At 32.5% G+C, this 16492-nt stretch carries 25 protein-coding genes; 5 read left to right on the top strand and 20 right to left on the bottom strand.

Going from position 1 to position 16492, the window contains the following annotated elements; genetic code table 11:
• The 4 genes from ACH2BV_RS14450 to ACH2BV_RS14465 form a co-directional block, all read left to right on the top strand.
• The coding region (locus ACH2BV_RS14450; protein WP_395051478.1) for a hypothetical protein at positions 1–598 on the top strand (598 nt) is incomplete at its 5' end.
• A 1-nt stretch (position 599) separates the two neighbouring features.
• Positions 600–1010 (top strand): DUF5675 family protein, encoded by a 411-nt coding sequence (locus ACH2BV_RS14455; RefSeq protein ID WP_395051479.1) that lies wholly within the window; start codon positions 600–602, stop codon positions 1008–1010.
• Entirely contained in the window at positions 1007–1240 is a 234-nt protein-coding gene (locus tag ACH2BV_RS14460; protein ID WP_395051480.1) for a hypothetical protein, read from the top strand. The genes ACH2BV_RS14455 and ACH2BV_RS14460 overlap by 4 nt, the downstream gene beginning before the upstream one ends.
• Positions 1230–1406: a hypothetical protein gene (locus ACH2BV_RS14465; RefSeq protein ID WP_395051481.1), complete on the top strand. Its 177-nt coding sequence runs from the start codon at positions 1230–1232 to the stop codon at positions 1404–1406. Before ACH2BV_RS14460 ends, ACH2BV_RS14465 begins: the two co-directional genes overlap by 11 nt.
• 125 nt (positions 1407–1531) lie before the next feature.
• Here the strand turns inward: ACH2BV_RS14465 and ACH2BV_RS14470 are convergent, their stop codons facing one another.
• The 20 genes from ACH2BV_RS14470 to ACH2BV_RS14565 form a co-directional block, all read right to left on the bottom strand.
• Positions 1532–2557, bottom strand: a complete 1026-nt coding sequence (locus ACH2BV_RS14470) for a hypothetical protein (RefSeq protein ID WP_395051482.1) — start codon at positions 2555–2557, stop codon at positions 1532–1534.
• Between the two features lie 285 nt (positions 2558–2842).
• A complete protein-coding gene (locus ACH2BV_RS14475; protein ID WP_395051483.1) occupies positions 2843–3571 on the bottom strand; it encodes a reverse transcriptase family protein in 729 nt (242 codons plus the stop codon).
• Between the two features lie 736 nt (positions 3572–4307).
• Positions 4308–4730, bottom strand: coding sequence for a DUF6943 family protein (locus tag ACH2BV_RS14480; RefSeq protein ID WP_395051485.1), 423 nt, complete (start codon positions 4728–4730; stop codon positions 4308–4310).
• 902 nt (positions 4731–5632) lie between these two features.
• Positions 5633–6196, bottom strand: a complete 564-nt coding sequence (locus ACH2BV_RS14485; protein ID WP_395051486.1) for a hypothetical protein — start codon at positions 6194–6196, stop codon at positions 5633–5635.
• Between the two features lie 27 nt (positions 6197–6223).
• Entirely contained in the window at positions 6224–6703 is a 480-nt protein-coding gene (locus ACH2BV_RS14490; RefSeq protein ID WP_395051488.1) for a hypothetical protein, read from the bottom strand.
• Positions 6704–6724: 21 nt separating this feature from the next.
• Entirely contained in the window at positions 6725–6877 is a 153-nt protein-coding gene (locus ACH2BV_RS14495) for a hypothetical protein (RefSeq protein ID WP_395051489.1), read from the bottom strand.
• A gap of 72 nt (positions 6878–6949) precedes the next feature.
• Positions 6950–7855, bottom strand: a complete 906-nt coding sequence (locus ACH2BV_RS14500; protein ID WP_395051490.1) for a helix-turn-helix transcriptional regulator — start codon at positions 7853–7855, stop codon at positions 6950–6952.
• Positions 7856–8569: a hypothetical protein gene (locus ACH2BV_RS14505; RefSeq protein WP_395051491.1), complete on the bottom strand. Its 714-nt coding sequence runs from the start codon at positions 8567–8569 to the stop codon at positions 7856–7858.
• 2 nt (positions 8570–8571) lie between these two features.
• Positions 8572–8832: a hypothetical protein gene (locus tag ACH2BV_RS14510; RefSeq protein ID WP_395051492.1), complete on the bottom strand. Its 261-nt coding sequence runs from the start codon at positions 8830–8832 to the stop codon at positions 8572–8574.
• A 69-nt stretch (positions 8833–8901) separates the two neighbouring features.
• A complete protein-coding gene (locus ACH2BV_RS14515) occupies positions 8902–9333 on the bottom strand; it encodes a hypothetical protein (protein ID WP_395051493.1) in 432 nt (143 codons plus the stop codon).
• 86 nt (positions 9334–9419) lie between these two features.
• Positions 9420–9920 (bottom strand): YqiA/YcfP family alpha/beta fold hydrolase, encoded by a 501-nt coding sequence (locus ACH2BV_RS14520; RefSeq protein WP_395051494.1) that lies wholly within the window; start codon positions 9918–9920, stop codon positions 9420–9422.
• A gap of 225 nt (positions 9921–10145) precedes the next feature.
• Positions 10146–10337 carry a hypothetical protein gene (locus tag ACH2BV_RS14525; protein ID WP_395051495.1) on the bottom strand — a complete coding sequence of 64 codons (192 nt, stop codon included), beginning with the start codon at positions 10335–10337 and terminating at the stop codon, positions 10146–10148.
• Between the two features lie 65 nt (positions 10338–10402).
• Positions 10403–11341 carry a hypothetical protein gene (locus tag ACH2BV_RS14530; protein ID WP_395051496.1) on the bottom strand — a complete coding sequence of 313 codons (939 nt, stop codon included), beginning with the start codon at positions 11339–11341 and terminating at the stop codon, positions 10403–10405.
• A 29-nt stretch (positions 11342–11370) separates the two neighbouring features.
• A complete protein-coding gene (locus ACH2BV_RS14535; protein ID WP_395051497.1) occupies positions 11371–11769 on the bottom strand; it encodes a hypothetical protein in 399 nt (132 codons plus the stop codon).
• A gap of 9 nt (positions 11770–11778) precedes the next feature.
• Entirely contained in the window at positions 11779–11988 is a 210-nt protein-coding gene (locus ACH2BV_RS14540) for a hypothetical protein (RefSeq protein WP_395051498.1), read from the bottom strand.
• 16 nt (positions 11989–12004) lie between these two features.
• Positions 12005–12460, bottom strand: coding sequence for a cyclic-phosphate processing receiver domain-containing protein (locus ACH2BV_RS14545; RefSeq protein WP_395051499.1), 456 nt, complete (start codon positions 12458–12460; stop codon positions 12005–12007).
• A gap of 10 nt (positions 12461–12470) precedes the next feature.
• Positions 12471–12992, bottom strand: a complete 522-nt coding sequence (locus ACH2BV_RS14550; protein WP_395051500.1) for a hypothetical protein — start codon at positions 12990–12992, stop codon at positions 12471–12473.
• A 37-nt stretch (positions 12993–13029) separates the two neighbouring features.
• Positions 13030–13620 (bottom strand): hypothetical protein, encoded by a 591-nt coding sequence (locus tag ACH2BV_RS14555; RefSeq protein WP_395051501.1) that lies wholly within the window; start codon positions 13618–13620, stop codon positions 13030–13032.
• A gap of 65 nt (positions 13621–13685) precedes the next feature.
• The gene (locus ACH2BV_RS14560) at positions 13686–14774 is read right to left on the bottom strand and encodes an AAA family ATPase (RefSeq protein ID WP_395051502.1); all 1089 of its coding nucleotides are present in this window, start codon (positions 14772–14774) and stop codon (positions 13686–13688) included.
• A 145-nt stretch (positions 14775–14919) separates the two neighbouring features.
• A complete protein-coding gene (locus ACH2BV_RS14565) occupies positions 14920–15288 on the bottom strand; it encodes a PH domain-containing protein (RefSeq protein ID WP_395051503.1) in 369 nt (122 codons plus the stop codon).
• A 196-nt stretch (positions 15289–15484) separates the two neighbouring features.
• On the opposite strand from ACH2BV_RS14565, the gene ACH2BV_RS14570 reads away from it, so the two are divergent.
• Complete coding sequence (locus tag ACH2BV_RS14570; RefSeq protein WP_395051504.1) at positions 15485–16423, top strand: DnaB-like helicase C-terminal domain-containing protein; 939 nt, start codon at positions 15485–15487, stop codon at positions 16421–16423.
• Positions 16424–16492: the final 69 nt, after the last annotated feature.

A 16492-nucleotide genomic window follows, 5' to 3' on the forward strand; every position in this document is an offset into this window, starting at 1 on the left:
CGAGTTTGGTAGAGCAGGTAAGGCCGGGAAGATTTTGAGAACTTCCTTGAGAGCTTTGCTCATCAATACTGCCGATGGCAGAATGGTGAGTAGATTGACTCAAAAAATGGTTGAAGTTATCCAAGCGGATATGACCAGTTTGAGAGGATTACGAAACGTGATTGACGGCGAGGCAGAATTGCTTTCCGGCTTTGAATTCAACATCAGAGGAAAACTAGGCACTAGTTTATTTGCCCCATTTGTGGGAGCAATTGACCGTGTGACCGGAGAAATCACTGTTGATTTGGCGGAATTTATTCCTGCCAATATGATTGCAGCTCCATCAGGAACCACTCATTACAAAATCATTTCAGCTGGAGCCGAGATTGATTTTGAAGCAGAAACTTTCGTTGAAGCGCATTCTGAAACTGCAATCCTTCCTTGGGATGGTGTGGCTACGGTTGCCATCAGCCACGTGAATGCAGTAACTCCAAACAGTACAAAACCATTGTTTTTGGCTTTGGGAGTGGAATTCTACCAAGAAGTAAATGGACAAATGTATGCCTTGAAAAATGGGTCTTACAATCCATTGGCATTGGTTCAGGTGAGCGGATTGTAGGATGGTCCTGGTGTTGAAACGGACTTATTTTCCCGAGGGAACGCAAGGGGTTTTAGAATGGAACGGCACAATAGTTTGTTATACCATCGAATTGCCCTGGTTGGGAAACCAAATGCGTATTTCTTGTATTCCCGAGGGAGAATATATCCTACAGAAGCGGTTTAGCCCCAAATTCAAATGGCACTTGCATTTGATGAATGTTCCGGGACGAGATTTGATCTTAATCCATCCTGCCAATGACGCCAAGAAAGAGTTGTTGGGCTGCATTGCTCCTGTAACCAAACACACTGGAATTGGAAAGGGAAGTAATTCCCGAAAAGCGTTGGAAAAACTGAAAACGTTAGTTTTTACCGTTTTTGATCAAAATGAAGAAGTTAAAATAAATATTCAGTCTAAAAGTGAGAAATTATGAAAATAGTAGAGAGAATAAAAGCACCAACACCAAAGTTTTTCAAGATTTTGAGAAGTATTGGTTTGGCTATGTTGGCCATCAGTGGAACAATTGTAGCAGCACCCATTGTTTTGCCCGTAACGGTGGTAACTGTTGCCGGTTATATGGCGGTGGCAGGTGGGGTTATTTCGGCGGTGAGTCAAATGACTGTTGTTGAGGAGAACCCAAATAAACCGAGAGATGGAGACTAATATTTCCCTCCGAGCTGGAACCGTATCCGGAACATTTTTGAGCATTTTGCCCAATATTCTTTCGGAAGATATTGCAAAAACAATTATCTTAGCGGTCGTGGGAGCCACAGCCAGTTTTATGGTTTCGCTCCTTTTAAAATGGTTGACAAAGACCAAAAATAAATAGTCCGGTTATGATTGGTAACCTTTTCCAGACTAACTAAGAAAGCCAAGTCGTAAGACCTGGCTTTTTTGTTTTAGATTTTCCTCACTATTGCAAAGTGTGTATTATCACTTTTTTTGATTTTTAGCTTATTCTCTCATTTCAGCTTCTAATAATGGTTTATGCCATTCCCATAAATCTTCGAGAGTTTTAAAATCTTGTGGTATTGGGTTAGAGGATCTGAGTGCTTCACTTGGACTTAGAGGTTGGTAATGACTAAAATAACTTTCACTTGTTCGTCTTGGATTATATGCTAAAGATGAACCAAAGTAATTGTTTGTAATGTCATAATGATGAGAATGTATGAAACCATCCCATCGCTGTCTAAGTTCATTTTCGGGAGAAATGTCAATTATTTCAAACTGTTCCATTTCTCTTTCATCTGGAGTTCCCCAAGCAGTATTTAGTAACGATACTGCTTCAACGTCAGAAACCGGTGCTCCATAACCGAAAATTGTTGCTCTTACAGTTCCGCTTTCTTTATTTAAGCGTGTTTTTAAAACATCCCATCCACTACTTATATATTCATCGTTAGTGTAATTTTTCTGTTCAACTGGATATAAAAGTTTTGTAGGCTCAAAATATCCTCCATCTTTTCTCATATACATTCCAGCAGGACCACTTCTCTGGTCTTCTTTGCTATAACCAATAGCAACATTTCCGTGTAGAAAAATTATTAAAGGTAAATCTTTTGTGAATTTTGAATTTCTACTCCAAGCTTCATATAGAAATGGATCCCAATTAAAAGTTGCTATTAAATCTTTACTGCGTAGAGATAAAACTAAATAATCATATATAGTTGGTTCATCAGGTAATTTCATATCGGAAAAATATTGAGATATTCGATTCTCAATTTCCTTAATCAATTCAGAATTAGGATTGTCTTTATGAAGATTTCCATAAAGTTTTTCAAAATTTTTTGCTCGCAAATGCTGAGGAATTTTTTCTAAAATGTCTTCCAATCCTAAAACTTCTGAAAAATTATCCATCGATGGTAATATTTTACCATTAGCTTCTTCATTTCTTCGAGTTGAAGCAATACTGGCACCTGCACCTAAGATGACAACGTGTCCACCGCCACCAAAAACTTGATTTATTCCTTCTTCTACTGTCATACCAGCCATATTTTCGAGATGTTGGTTAAAATGAGTGATAACTTTTCGCGGCCAGACGTAGTCGCGGCTCAGCGACCGAGTTTTCTCCATTAGGAGAAAACGAAAATAGGAAAAAAAGCTGACAATAAACCGAATACCAGCGATTGCGTTTGACAGCTATTGTCAGCTGGCTTTCTTAATTTTTAATATTTGCCTTTTTAATTTTCAAGGCATAATTTTTTAGTCCTGCTATTTGCTCAGGAGTTTTGTTTTCCAAATCAGAAAGTTTCTTTTTAAATTTTTCTGTTAGGAATAAATAGTTATTGGTACAATAACTCCAGTGATTGTTGGACGATAAGTCTTATAAAATGTTTTTTGATGACTTATTATAAAATCATCATCAAGAATGGTTTGCATTATTTGTGGAATAATTTCTTTAAAGTCTTTTTTTGAGGAAAAAGTTAAATCATCTATAAACGAAGTGAAAGTTAAATTGTGTTCAACAGCGATTGCTTGTAGTTTTAATCCAGTTTTAACAAATACTAGATTTGAAATTGTCGGCGAACTTGGTGCACCTTGAGGTAATTTACCACTATAAGTTGTAAGTTGGGTTAGAATTCTTGCTACAGTTGGTGAGAAATCATTTAGAACGAACATATTATATACTTGACTATTTGTAATAGATGGAAAATAATTTGATAAGTCAGTAGTGAAATTATATTTTTTTCCTCTATGTTTCAAAGCGTTCTTTACATTATCTTTTCCTTTGATTGCTCCATAAGCATAATTAGGGATTTCAATCTTCGATATTATATTTTTTTGAATTCTTGATTGAATAATTTTTAGGTTTTTAGTACTTGGATTTAATGTTCTAAAAAGTTGTTTCCCGTTTTTGAATTTAGGATTATTATCCTTGTCTAACTTTGGTTCATTTACGGTATAGTAAAAATTGTCAACAGTATTAGCCAGTTGCAATAATTCTTCAGCTGATAGCTTAAGAATGTATGCAAGATGTTTTACTGTTTTAATACTCATAGATAAAGAGAAAATAATTTAGGATGTCGGTTAAAATAAATTTAAAGAGATAATAAGCTCAATGATTTTATGAATTAAATTATAAAACCTATAAAAAAATATTACTACTTCCAAAGGTTTCGACTTCAATCTTTCAACCAACTTAGCAAATAAACCGCTTAGGTTAAATCTTTCCGAGAACGAACTACGGTTCTCATTTTGAATTTGATGTTTCACTTTACGCAAAACACTGCTTTTCTTGTTTTTTTTCATTTCAATGTAATTTTAATAAAGGCACTATTGCCTGTTACATTTCAATGTACCCGTAATTAAAATTCTAGTCGTAGTTCGTTTTCATCCCAAATAAATTCCTGTTACATTAAAAAATATAACTGAATGCTACGTTACTATTACAATTACAACACATTTGATGTGGGTAGCTGAATAATCTCGGAACAGAACCTAGAAGGTTGTGTAACTTAATACACTTTAAAAAACAATTCTAACACGTTGGTCAAAAAAGCATATCTCAAAGAACATAATATGAAGCAAATGTATTATAAAAAGCTTTACAATTTTTAAGAGAATAGTAAAATTATAAACAAGTTTTTCTACTCACGCGAGCTAAGTATGCTGCCAACTTGTATATTGACCTGACAAAATTAGACCAATATACCTTTATTTGTGTTGCTTTGTCTGACATACGTCAGACTGTATTTCATTCAAGTATACATAATCATAGTACAATTTTTGCTTTTTATTTCCTGCAATATTGGTTTAAAATTACTTTTCGAATTTCATTAATTAAGTTGATGTTTTTATGCAATTGATCCTCTTTTTGTTCCAGTAACCTCAACGCCTGAACTTGTCTTTGATGCAGCTCGTGTTCCTGCATCATTTTATTCACTTTACAATCAAAAATTTTCTTGAAATCATTGATTCGCAAAAACGGAATTACGGATCCGATTAAAAATTGGTGCCAGAAGTTGGATTTCCAAAGGCTGTAAGCAAGCCAGTAGATAGTTTCGGAATCCTTTTCGTCTGGGCAATTAATCACAAAGCTGTTCGTGAAAGGTTCTTTTTGAGGTTTACCGGAGTTCATTCCTTTGTTGAGGATAAAGATTTGGTTTCCCTTGTAGGTAGTGTCTTTTTGGTGGGTCTTGATGATGAAATTCGGCATAGTGTTGTTGGTTTAAAAAATTCAACTTTATTTTTTTGAAAAGAAAAAAGAGAAAAAAAGAAAGCCACTATAAAAGCAGAAATGACGAACGGGAACGGAGGAAGGAACGACCGACTGAAAGTGAGGAATGGATGCTAAATTTGCTGGATTTTTTTCTCTTTCTTTTCGAAAAAATGCACAATAGTTGTCGTAGAAGATTTTTAAACACCCCCAAGCACCGCAGAAAAAAATGATTGTAGCGCTAGCGGAAATCATTATTTTTCGAGGAGCGAAGTCGGCGGTGTTGCGGCAATCGAACAGCCACGGCAGGACGGGAACGGAACGTAGTCCCGCCTTTTGCGGGACGAAGTGGAGAGAAGTACTGCGAGCGTGAAACGGCGGGGAAAAAATATAAGTCAGCCTTTGGCGTACCTTGATTTAGGGCAAAGTGACCGAATCAAAAGTGAAGAGAGAGCAGTTATGTATTATATTACTACAAGTGTTTAAAAAAAAATACTAATGAGGTAAGCGGAGCCAACCCCGATGGCTGTGCGAAAGAGCAACCGCTGAAAACACTGAGGGCGGCAGACAGAATACGGCTGGAATGCAGTGAAATGAATGAGAGAGCTTTTAGCGTAATGAAATGGAGCGTTAAGCGAACGAATGACTGTAACGAAATGAAGCGGTATTGTGGATGCATAAGCCCGACCGAACGCAGGAAGAGAACGTGTGAAGATGAGGAACGAACAGCGGAAAAAATAAGGTTGCCTATTTTTTGGCTGCCTTATTTTTTTGTGCTGTGAAGTGTCTGTGGAACGGAGGAAGGCACGACCGACTGGAACAGCCGAACGGAACAAAGGGAACGACCGTAGTGAGACCGCTTGTTTGCCCGTGATGTTAATAATTGAATGTTATATTGTTGTTTATAGTATTTCAAAACTATTTTGGTAAATCAGTAGTGTTTCTTTCCTTCTGAAAAGCAATTTTTTATTTTGATAAGTAGGTTGTTGCAATAATTGTTTGTCGTTGAATTGCACAAAATGGAATTTTAAATCATCAATAGTAAAGTGGTTCAGTTTTATTTCATAGCTGGCAATAAATCCAATCGCTTTTTGTTCAACATATATTCCGGAACTGTTGTCATCATTAATTTCAGTTTTGTGAACAGTGTATAAAGGGAAAAGCAATTGTTCCTGATTGAAATCTTTGATATGAAGTTTGATGATTTTCTTTCCATCCAATAAAATTTCAATTTGGTTTTTTGGAGTGTTTAATAAACCACTAATTTTTATTCCTGGTAAATGTTCAACCGATGGAATAGAAGGTCTTTTAAGATTATAATAGAAAAAAGGATCTAATAGGGCTTTTACCAACGGGAGTTTCATTTTGATTGCCACTTTCAAGCATTCTTTTAAATCATTATCACAACACTCGAACTTCTTTAGTGTCCAGCTTTCACCGTGAAGATTGATTTTGAGTGTTTGCATTGAAATTATGGGGTGAAATAAAGTTGTTTATAAAACCAAATACAAAAGGGATGCAATTTTAGTAATTGACAAACCACCATCAATTGTATAAAGCACTTTATTGGAGGAATAGGTTCCATCGCCTAGCCTTATTTTGCTGCCATCAATGTTATATAATATTTTGTTGGAGTAGTAGGTTCCGTTGCCTTGTCTTATTTTATTACCATCAATAGTATAAAGCACTTTGTTGGAGAAATAGGTGCCATCACCTTGTCTTATTTTGTTGCCATCAATAGTTAACAGTACCTTATTGGAATAATAGGTTCCGTCGCCCAATCTTACTTTATTTGCATCGAAGGTATAAAGTACTTTGTTGGAGGAATAAATCCCATCTCCCAATCTTACTTTATTACCGTCAATTGTATAAAGCACTTTATTTGAAGAATAAGTTCCATCGCCCAAACGAATTTTTGTTTGGGACTGAATTGCCATTAAGGGCAACAGAAACAATAAGAATAAGTGTTTCATACGTTTGATTTCTATTTTATTCTACTTTAGAAACATTTTTAAAATACTGGCTCCTATTTTTCTCTGCAACCCATTTTTAGTTGTTGGTATTCCTGTGGTTCTGGCAAACCTTTGTTTTGCCTGCGCTATTCCCAACAATCTACTTAACGAAAATGAAAATCCAAACTTGCTCATATTATTGTTTTTATTTGATTATATTTTCCACTTGATTTTAATCTATTATAATGAAGTTTAAAACGAATGTCATCACTTATATCGATTTAATGTTGCTTCCAGTTTTTTAATCATTTCGTTTTTCAGGCTTTCTGGTTCCAATACCTTCACTTCAGCTCCAATAGATAATAATTCCATCACAAAATCATAAGTTGGATGTAGCAATAATTCGATTCGATATTCCTTTTCATCGTTTGTTAATTCCTTTTGGGAATGGTGCAATGGTAATGATTTTATATACTTTCCTTGCTCAAAAGAAAAAGACAAAACTATTTTTTGAGGTTCTTTATTGTCTTCATTTATGATACCAAAACTATGACGAAAAGCTTCTTCTGGATTGTAGTTTTCAGGAAAAATGAACTTCAAATTTGTAATTTCCAAGTTGGTTATTCTGTCTAACCCATAGGTTTTTATTCGATTGTCTTTCAAATCTTTTGCCACTAAATACCAACGATACCTTGCTTCTTTCAATGCCAGAGGTTGCACTTTTCTTTGTGTATCAACTAATTCTTCTGTCCAATATTTTGAATAAAAAAAACGAATTTCCTTCCTATTTTTTATGGCGTGAATCAAATAGTTCATATTATTTGTTCCCAACGGTTTCCGTTTTTCCAGAATAAGATGATTCGACAAATTGCTTGAGATTTTGAGAGCATCAATAATTTCGAAACTTTCCATCAAACGCTCGTTTCTTTCCTCGTTTCCATCATTAATAATTTTATATACATTTTCTGAACGAAAATATTTTATTTCGATGTTATGAGTAGAAGCAATCTCTTTAATTTCTCGTTGAAACGTGCGAATAGAAATCTCGTAATTTTCCTCATCATTGATGGATTGTTCTACTAAATACTTTTGAATTTCTTCAAAAGAACTGGCATTTTTTCGCAGCTTGTTGATGATGAGGGAATAGCGTTTAAGAAATTGTTTTTTGGACATTTATTGGAGTTTTTCTAGGATTTTGGGAAAAGCTATTGGAAGATTTTTTTCTGAAATAATGGTGTTCAGATAGCTATTTGTTGAATATGAATTTTCGTAATTTGCTAATTCTGGAATTGCTTTTAGCCACATTTTTTTGCTTCTTGTAATAATAATAATTGCATTTCTAGCCATCGCATTTTTCACTAATTGGAAATTATATTTTTGGGATGGTAAATAATTATCAAAACCTTCTTCCATAAATAGATTTTTGTGAATGTTTCTATATTTTTCTGTGTGATATGGAAAAAATTGAATATTACATATGTTTTTTGCCACTTTCTCATTAGTAGAAATTAATGTAAGAGGTTTTAATTTAGTTACCCAATAAGGTGACGATTTACTGTATTCCTCCTCTAAAGCAAAAAAAGGAAAATTATATTTTGTTTGTATGTGTTGAACTTCGTTTTTCCACCAATCTTTATATTTGCTATAATAGCCAACTTTATCTTCTTCTTTTGTGTAACCAGGATTTAACATCAAAATTACAATTGGAGCCTTAATCACATCACCCATAAAGGGAGCCGGCATAATTTGAGTATGAATTTTGTATAAATCGTTATTTATTTTTTTATTAAATCTTTCAATAATAGCTTGTTCTTCTTTTAACACATAGTTTCCATTAAAACCTTCTTCATTGATTTCGTCAATTAATATTTTCCACGGATTTTTCATATTTATTTCATTTCGGTTTTAATTTCCAATAATTCTATAGTGTCATAACTTAAAAGAGGCATTTCGTCAAAATATATTATTCTAATTAAATCTTCAGCTAATTCTTTTAAACCTTGCTTGATGAAAAGGGGGTTTGAGTTTATTAAGTCTCTTTCGAGTCTTGGAAAGTGTTTTAAACATAAATAATGTTCCATTTTACTCATTCCCATTTCGGGTAACCAACTGTTGTCTATTTTATAATACTTTTCAAAAATGTCTTTCAAAAAACGGTGCAATCGTGAATGGGCATACAATGGGTTTTGATTTCTCTTTCTATCTCTTTCAATTAGTTTTTATTGAATGGAATTGTCCTCAAAATCAATTTTAAAGTGTTCAGATTGTTTTATATAATTATCTTCAGGTTGATTATCAAATTTAAAGTTAACATAACTGTTAATCAATTTTGTACAAGTAAACTCTTCAGATTGTTGCACTTTGTTTTTTAAATACTTTTCTAGATGAACTGTATCTATAATCTCTTTTCCGTTTGGATAAGAGTGGGAATCTGTTTCCACTAAAACACATTCTCTGTTAAATTTTATAAGATTATATATAAATTCACCTTTGCCACGATTACGTAAAATAAGTGCTTTTTCGTCTTCAACAAGAATTTGCAATTCACATTTTGGACATTCCCAAAACGGATAATTATTCTGTCTCATATCAACATCGTCGTTTAATAATTGGCATTGTGGACATTTTCCTGAAAATATGGTATTTGTCATAATTGGTTGGTTTTATTTTTGACAAAATTAAATGTCAATAACGCCAAAGAATGTCGTTTTAAAAAGAGATTTTAATATTTATTCTATCAATAACAAAGTCTTTCAAAAAAGGCTACTGTTTGCTCTTCGAATACCTCAACTGGAATTTGATGCGCCAAATCGTTTTTTATTACAATCGTATAATCTGTTTTAGGGTTGCAATTTTGTGCTAAAAAAGCCAAGTTATCGTTTGCCTTAATAATTTCGTCCTGACCTCCCAAGATGATTCGCATTAATGGAGATTCCTTTAACTGTAAATTGGTTGGAATTATTTGTTCAACAGAATTCCTATATGGCAGTGCTGGATTGTATAGCAAGGCGCAAACCCCCAAACTGTTAGCCAAATGAAAACCAACAAAACCACCCATACTGCTCCCGATGATAGCGTTTATATTTTGATTTTTAAATTCCTCGTACAGATTTTGAATCACATTTGGATTTGATTTATAATCTAGATCAGGAGCGATTAACTTACCGTAAGTTTCAAGAATTGCTCGTTTTGGGTCACTTAATTTGCTTTCGAGACCGTGGAGGAAAAGGATATTCATTGTTTTAATTTTTTATAATAAGAGTAAGTTCCGAAAATTTGTCTTTTGTAAATTGACAATCATTAATCAGATTGACGATGAATTGAAAAAATTTGGTTTAAGACAAAAATTAAAAGCACAAATGACTCTTAAATTTTTTCTTAAAACTTGATTTTATTACAAACTGCAGATTTTTTGAGTTTTGTATTCCTCAAAATTTTAAATAAACTTTAAGGACAATTTATCTTAAACTTTTTTAACCTCAAAGTTTCCAGGGCTTTTATAGCTTATAGCTTGAGAATTAAACCCTAATCTTTCAATTACTTTTTCAACTTCTTTAAAATTTGGTTCTGGAGTGCAACTTGAAGGCACTTGAAATTCATAACCTTTTGGCATATTACCATAATTCCCTTTAGCTTTTAGTTTATAAACTGGCATAATATAAAAATATTAATTTTTGCCTACTCTAAATACAGTTTTCAGCTTTCCTGTTTTATTCAAATTTAATAGTTTTGGTTCCCAAATTTTTTTAATTTTTCTCTAATTTCATCCATTTTAGGTCTCCTTTCCATCAAATTATTCGGTAACCAAAAACCATTGGTCAAACCGCTTGCTAGATGTGGAAGTCGAATATGAATAATTTTGTTTGAATTTAATTCATAACTCTTAAAATGAGGAAAATTTTTATATCTAGTATTTCTTCCAACTAAAAACTCTGTTGGTTTCATTTCTTCAATTTGTTTATTATCAATCAAAATTCTATCAATAAAATTTGCAACAGTATTTCCTTGTGATATTATATATTTCGGCATAATGAAATTAATGGTTTTCAAGATATATTTCTGAGCATTATCCTCTCTTATTTTCCCCCAATTTGCAATATTTGCTTTTTTTGCTAGTCCTTTAACTGCAAATTGAGACATATCAGTTATGTATATTCGTCTTAAAAATTCAGGATCTAAATTATTTTTATAATTGTCAATAGTATACAATTCATCATTATTATTAAATATACTATTTAAATTATTCCAAAGCATTCTATTGCCTAAATGCTCACTCAATTCGCTGTATTCAGACTCTCCAGTTTCTCTTAATCCATATGTTGTTTGAACTGTTCTGTCAATAATTTCTCCGTCTTTTTCATATTCATCACCAATATGAGGTTCCATACCTATAACCAAGATGTCTTTTACATTAGATTTTGCAAAATCTAAAGTTCCTATCCAACCCGGAAAATCAAAAGCCCAATCATACTTTTTGATCACGGTATGGTGTGATTCGCATACAAGTTTAAGAACCTGTTTTGTGTTTAGATTCAAATCACCCTCATATAATTTTTTTGTAGTTCCTTTATTTAAGGACAACGTTTTTTTGTCTAAAAGTGATTCTGAATTATGTACTCCAAAATTTTCATTTAAAAATTCTCTAAATTTTTCCTTCATAATCTAATTTACTGTTTGGATGTTATTTTCTAAAATTCTATTTCGTATCTATTATATAATATATCTAAAAGGAGTTGTTTTTTATAGGCTTCTTTGGATTCCATTTGGTCTGGCCAAAAGGTTTTGCCATAAAAATACAGTATTTCCATTACATCCTCGTGTATTGTTGCCAAAACATCTATATATTTTAGATTGCGTTCGTAACAAAAATAATCTTCGTCATAATCGTTGTCTGTTTCACCCAAGATTTGTTTTTGGAACGGATAACCATCCACTTCGTAGCCCTTATTCTCACAGTATTTTATAATTAAATCGCGCACAAAACTTTCCTCTAATTCAGCATCTTTGTCTCCAGCAATGCTATCCGAGGTGTTTTTCCATTGCGGATATATTTTTAGTATTTCAGTTTTAATTTGTTCTATTTCCATTGTTATTTGTTATTCCATTTTCCAATCGACTTCGCCTAAATCCAAGATGCCATTCATTTCTACTTCTAGCCAGGAGGAAATCCCCCCTTCAACACAATTTAGGTTCAACCCAAATCCTGAAAAAGTTTCATTTTCGAAATTGAGAGTTGTTCCTTTTTGCAAATGTTCCATCATTTTTGAATGTTGGTCATCAGAAATTTCTATAATTATCTTTTTCATTTTTTTGTGTTTATATTTAATAATAATTTGTAAACTGCTCCAAAATACTATTTATCTTATCTCTACCTACAGGATTCATTGAATGACAGTAGAACTTCGGACATTTTAAATTGTTGTCTAAACAGTAATCAATAAGCCATTTAGCACATTCATATCCAGTTTTTTCTGTATGTACTTGTGCGTCTTGCCATTCTTTTGACTTTACAGAATCAGTCCGCAAATGTGAAGACGTATAATGAGTATCACCCAAATCGTGGTCAAATGAAATAAGTTCAGGCAAACCATTTTTTGTAATCCATTTAATAAACTCATTATAATTTTTCACTACTTCCCATTTTTTCTGCAAAAACATAGTTTGTTGAGTATGCTCAAAAGCATCATAAGGATGGCGAATGTCGTCCAAAAAAAGAAATCTACCGCTAACAGCAAGGGTTTTGTCCAATGCCTTGTTTTTGTTTATTTCGTTTTTCATTTTGTACAGTTTACAATCCTAATATATTAAGCGAAGCATTGTAGTATAAATCAAAATCTTCGTGTATTCCCTCGTATTTAAGAGTTGGATAAAAACTCATATCACCATAATGTTCGTCCATAACAATTTTTTGCATTGATTCCCTAATAGGTGTCGCTACCTTTATAGCTTTTGACCAAGCGGAAATATTGGCTTGAGACATATTTCTGCGCTGAATTTTATATAAATTGTAATATTTTTTGAGAACAGCAATATGAGGAGGCATTTGTTTTACGATGCTTGCCGATTTGGTATATAACGAATTATATATTGCAACAAACTCTGGAATGTCCTGTGGATTATATTTTGAAAGTTTCATCGCTCCTGTTTTTATTTTTAACATATCTGATTCTAATTCCTTATCATAATATAGAGTTCCAAATTTTGCTAGATTGATTTTTGCAGGTTCTTCAGAAGTTACAGTTGTTGATTTTTCTTGTGAAAAACCACAAAAGCTAATTAAAAGTACGAGTAATGTGATTGTTTTTCTCATCTTGTTTCTGCTATATTTTGTTTAGTTATGTTTTTTGTTAAATCCAATTAAACCATTGATTTTGTCTTAGATAATCGACATTGTTTATTTCGCAAATTTCCATTGTATGACCTGTTCCACCCGTTTTTGGTTTTTGTTCATCATCATAGAAAAACGCAAAATCGATGGGAGGAATCCCTGATTTCGTTCCGGTAACTTTCACAGTGTCTCTAATAATGTAAGCGGCTTTTATTGAAAAACGATCTTTGGCGCCATCTATATATTTATCAATTAAAGACTTGGTTTTCTTGTTGTTTTTGGACTGATAAATCAATTCGGGTTCATTCAATAAATCAATTTGGTCCAGTGAAATGGTTTCATAAGCATTATTCAATTTTTGACGATGATTTTCATAGGGCGTAATTACTTGCAATCTGTTAGGAGCCACTTGCAATACCCCTTGAGAAAAGTAAAAATCAGCACCATCAGCATTGCCACTTCTAAAAGTAGCCAAAGGCAAGTGAATAGCTAAAAGCTTCCCAAACTGAATTAGTTTTTCTTTGTCGTATTCCAAAACATTTCGTTTTCCTTCTAATAGGATAATGGTATTTTCTTGGCCATATGTGATAGCAAATTCGGCGAGTGTCATAAAGTTGATTTTTTAATTATGCTCAAAAATACATTGCCAAAACGCCAAATAGTGACGTTTATAATTTAATTTCCAAAACCAACTGCTTTTCTCAGTTTGGGTTCATAATTGTTGCTGATTTCAAAGTTGAAAATATCTGCAGCAGATAGGGGATGAGCCACTTCTATTATATGCCCTAATTTGTTCAACAAAGCATTGGTTCTATCAAGGGCAAGCGGTTTGAATTCATAAATAATGGAAAGTCTTCCCTTGCGAAGCAGTGCTTTATCAATATTTTTAACATCAGTGTTAAACGTGGCTATAATTTGAATTCCAAGACTTTCTCCCAATAAACCATCTGTAAGATTGAGTAACATCGAGAGATTGGAATTTCGCGCTTCCTCACGAGAAGTAATCAGTTCTTCAGCATCTTCAATAACTAAAACCGAATTTCTGTTTTCCAATAAAAAAGGAGTCATACTGAGATTGTCCAGTTCTCCCGCCATTTTAGGAGAAATGAAGATTACTTTTTTCTTTAGTTGGTGAATTAAATATTTGATATAGGTACTTTTTCCAGTGCCTGGTTGCCCGTGAAAAAGATAAAGCCCATTTGTATCCTTTTTGTTGAGTTGTTTTACCATTGTTTTGTGAATCGGAAAAAAATCTTCATTATAATGGATATTGAAATCAATTTTGGGTTTTTTGATGTAAACTTCTTTGGTTTCTAAACTTCCATTTTGAGCAATTATTAAACTAATATCAGTTGTTTTTTTAGGGATTTTTATAAATTTTTTACATTCCTCAAAAAGTACATTTACAGTTGTTTCCTGTTCATTTGTATAAAGTATGTAAATACTATTGCGTTCTACATTCAGCATTACATCTTGTTTTAGAATATAAAAATGATCGATATATTTTAATTCTTTTTTTGGGGAATCAAATCGCTGTTTGTAATGTTGTTTGATAATTTGGTTCTCATACTTGTTTTCAAACCAATTTTTAAAGGAGTCAATATCTATGAAATTTATAGACTTAAAATTAGGTATCTTATTATAATATCCTAAATACATTCTAAAGCAATCTACGTATGTTGAAGTAGAGTCCAATATTCCGAAATTAGTGTTTTGAAGAAATAATTCTTGATTATTTTCAGAATCTTTATTTAATGTTTCCATATTATTAGTTTTAAAATTTATGTCAAAACTAATTGGGTACAACGCCAAAGAGTGGCGTTGTAAATAAATATTTCAACTATTTATTTAGATTTCTAAACAAAAATTATAAGAGTTAAAAAAAGCTCCGAAATGGAGCTTAGTTGATTTATGATAATTCTTGAAATTTCTTTCTAAATTCTATTGGATTTGAGATATTTGGAAATTCTTCCCTTGTTCCACCAGTTCCAATGATTCTAATGGTTCCATAACCCAGCATTCTTCCTAAAATACTCTGGTCCACATTGACGCTTTCAATTTTGCTTAGGTTCATTTCCAATGTTTTTCTGCTTATTAAACCTGTCTTAACAATGATGCGTTTGTTTGTTATGGCAAATTCATCGGAATAGCGGTCTAGCATAGGAGCAATGAATAAAGTAAAAATAGCTCTCAAATTGCAGAATATTATCCAATGGTATGTTGTTTCAAATTCAATTTGTTCGTCTTTAATCAGGTTATCTTGAATGTAATTTCCCATTTTGTTGTTGTTTTAATTGGTTCAAATGTACTTCTTTTTTGTGCAATAGTAGGAATGAGCTTAGACAAAATGTGACGGTCTAAAAATTATCTTCGTTATTTTTATGATTGGAAAAAATGGAATTTATTGTTACAAATTTATTTTTACTCCGCCACCTTTTGGCATATTACTATATTTTCTTTGTAAATAAAAAACTATGGATTTTATTGAATCTAAAACATTAAAGGAACTGGGAGAAGAGTTAAAAAAAAGGCTCGATAATATTGCGAAAATCAATACTGAACGTACTGGAATCTTATCTGGATTTTACAGTCTTGATGCTATAACTAAAGGTTTTCAACCTTCCAATTTAGTTATGATTGCTGGTGTAGAAGGTATCGGTAAAACTGCATTTGCAGTATCTCTGATCCGAAAAATGGCTATTGAAAATCATTGTCGAATTGCTTTTTTTTCTTTTGGAATGACTTCTCAACAATTGTTGTTGCTTCTTATTCGGCAACAAACAAATATAGCTTCAGAAAAGTTGCGTTTGGGTTTACTTAATGATGATGAAAGGGAACTTGTTGCCATAGCTACTGCAGCTACCGAAGAAGCTCCTTTGAATATTGTAGATTATCCTTTTCTTACTGTATCTGATATTGAAGATTTCTTTTTATGTTCACCACCAGATTTTGCAGAAATTATAATCATTGATTCATTACAATTTATTGCCAAAAGCAAAAAAGACCAAGTGGGTAAAATTTTAAATAAGCGAGAAATGACTCAAATAACTTTTCAATTAAAAAAATTAGCTGAAAAATTGAATATTACAATACTCGTTCTTGTTCGATATGATTTACCTATTAGGGGTTATAGAACACATTATATTCAACGACCCTATTTGTCAGATTTAAGAACATATGCTCCAATAGACACTTATGCTGATTTGGTATTACTTTTATACCGGCCTGAATATTATAAAATGGAAGAATGGGATGATGATGAAGGTTTGCCAGCAGCTGGTGAAGCCGAAATTATTGTTGTGAAAAACACCAATGGGATACTTGAAAATGCACGATTGCAATTTATAGGAAGTTTAGGTAAATTTGATAATTTATCTAGTAATAATGACCCGGATAATGATTTACCTTTTTAATTACAATTATATTACTCTGTCATAAAATGGCAGACAAAAGAATTATCTTTGAAAAATAAATCCAACTCA

This window comes from Flavobacterium sp., from assembly GCF_043780635.1.
Classification (GTDB): domain Bacteria; phylum Bacteroidota; class Bacteroidia; order Flavobacteriales; family Flavobacteriaceae; genus Flavobacterium.

What these genes read in the sequence shown, in the direction of transcription:
- ACH2BV_RS14455 (WP_395051479.1), top strand. Translation starts at nt 600, where the DNA reads ATGGTCCTGGTGTTGAAACGGACTTATTTTCCCGAGGGAACGCAAGGG.
- ACH2BV_RS14460 (WP_395051480.1), top strand. Translation starts at nt 1,007, where the DNA reads ATGAAAATAGTAGAGAGAATAAAAGCACCAACACCAAAGTTTTTCAAG.
- ACH2BV_RS14465 (WP_395051481.1), top strand. Translation starts at nt 1,230, where the DNA reads ATGGAGACTAATATTTCCCTCCGAGCTGGAACCGTATCCGGAACATTT.
- ACH2BV_RS14470 (WP_395051482.1), bottom strand. Translation starts at nt 2,557, where the DNA reads ATGACAGTAGAAGAAGGAATAAATCAAGTTTTTGGTGGCGGTGGACAC.
- ACH2BV_RS14475 (WP_395051483.1), bottom strand. Translation starts at nt 3,571, where the DNA reads ATGAGTATTAAAACAGTAAAACATCTTGCATACATTCTTAAGCTATCA.
- ACH2BV_RS14480 (WP_395051485.1), bottom strand. Translation starts at nt 4,730, where the DNA reads ATGCCGAATTTCATCATCAAGACCCACCAAAAAGACACTACCTACAAG.
- ACH2BV_RS14485 (WP_395051486.1), bottom strand. Translation starts at nt 6,196, where the DNA reads ATGCAAACACTCAAAATCAATCTTCACGGTGAAAGCTGGACACTAAAG.
- ACH2BV_RS14490 (WP_395051488.1), bottom strand. Translation starts at nt 6,703, where the DNA reads ATGAAACACTTATTCTTATTGTTTCTGTTGCCCTTAATGGCAATTCAG.
- ACH2BV_RS14495 (WP_395051489.1), bottom strand. Translation starts at nt 6,877, where the DNA reads ATGAGCAAGTTTGGATTTTCATTTTCGTTAAGTAGATTGTTGGGAATA.
- ACH2BV_RS14500 (WP_395051490.1), bottom strand. Translation starts at nt 7,855, where the DNA reads ATGTCCAAAAAACAATTTCTTAAACGCTATTCCCTCATCATCAACAAG.
- ACH2BV_RS14505 (WP_395051491.1), bottom strand. Translation starts at nt 8,569, where the DNA reads ATGAAAAATCCGTGGAAAATATTAATTGACGAAATCAATGAAGAAGGT.
- ACH2BV_RS14515 (WP_395051493.1), bottom strand. Translation starts at nt 9,333, where the DNA reads ATGACAAATACCATATTTTCAGGAAAATGTCCACAATGCCAATTATTA.
- ACH2BV_RS14520 (WP_395051494.1), bottom strand. Translation starts at nt 9,920, where the DNA reads ATGAATATCCTTTTCCTCCACGGTCTCGAAAGCAAATTAAGTGACCCA.
- ACH2BV_RS14525 (WP_395051495.1), bottom strand. Translation starts at nt 10,337, where the DNA reads ATGCCAGTTTATAAACTAAAAGCTAAAGGGAATTATGGTAATATGCCA.
- ACH2BV_RS14530 (WP_395051496.1), bottom strand. Translation starts at nt 11,341, where the DNA reads ATGAAGGAAAAATTTAGAGAATTTTTAAATGAAAATTTTGGAGTACAT.
- ACH2BV_RS14535 (WP_395051497.1), bottom strand. Translation starts at nt 11,769, where the DNA reads ATGGAAATAGAACAAATTAAAACTGAAATACTAAAAATATATCCGCAA.
- ACH2BV_RS14540 (WP_395051498.1), bottom strand. Translation starts at nt 11,988, where the DNA reads ATGAAAAAGATAATTATAGAAATTTCTGATGACCAACATTCAAAAATG.
- ACH2BV_RS14545 (WP_395051499.1), bottom strand. Translation starts at nt 12,460, where the DNA reads ATGAAAAACGAAATAAACAAAAACAAGGCATTGGACAAAACCCTTGCT.
- ACH2BV_RS14550 (WP_395051500.1), bottom strand. Translation starts at nt 12,992, where the DNA reads ATGAGAAAAACAATCACATTACTCGTACTTTTAATTAGCTTTTGTGGT.
- ACH2BV_RS14555 (WP_395051501.1), bottom strand. Translation starts at nt 13,620, where the DNA reads ATGACACTCGCCGAATTTGCTATCACATATGGCCAAGAAAATACCATT.
- ACH2BV_RS14560 (WP_395051502.1), bottom strand. Translation starts at nt 14,774, where the DNA reads ATGGAAACATTAAATAAAGATTCTGAAAATAATCAAGAATTATTTCTT.
- ACH2BV_RS14565 (WP_395051503.1), bottom strand. Translation starts at nt 15,288, where the DNA reads ATGGGAAATTACATTCAAGATAACCTGATTAAAGACGAACAAATTGAA.
- ACH2BV_RS14570 (WP_395051504.1), top strand. Translation starts at nt 15,485, where the DNA reads ATGGATTTTATTGAATCTAAAACATTAAAGGAACTGGGAGAAGAGTTA.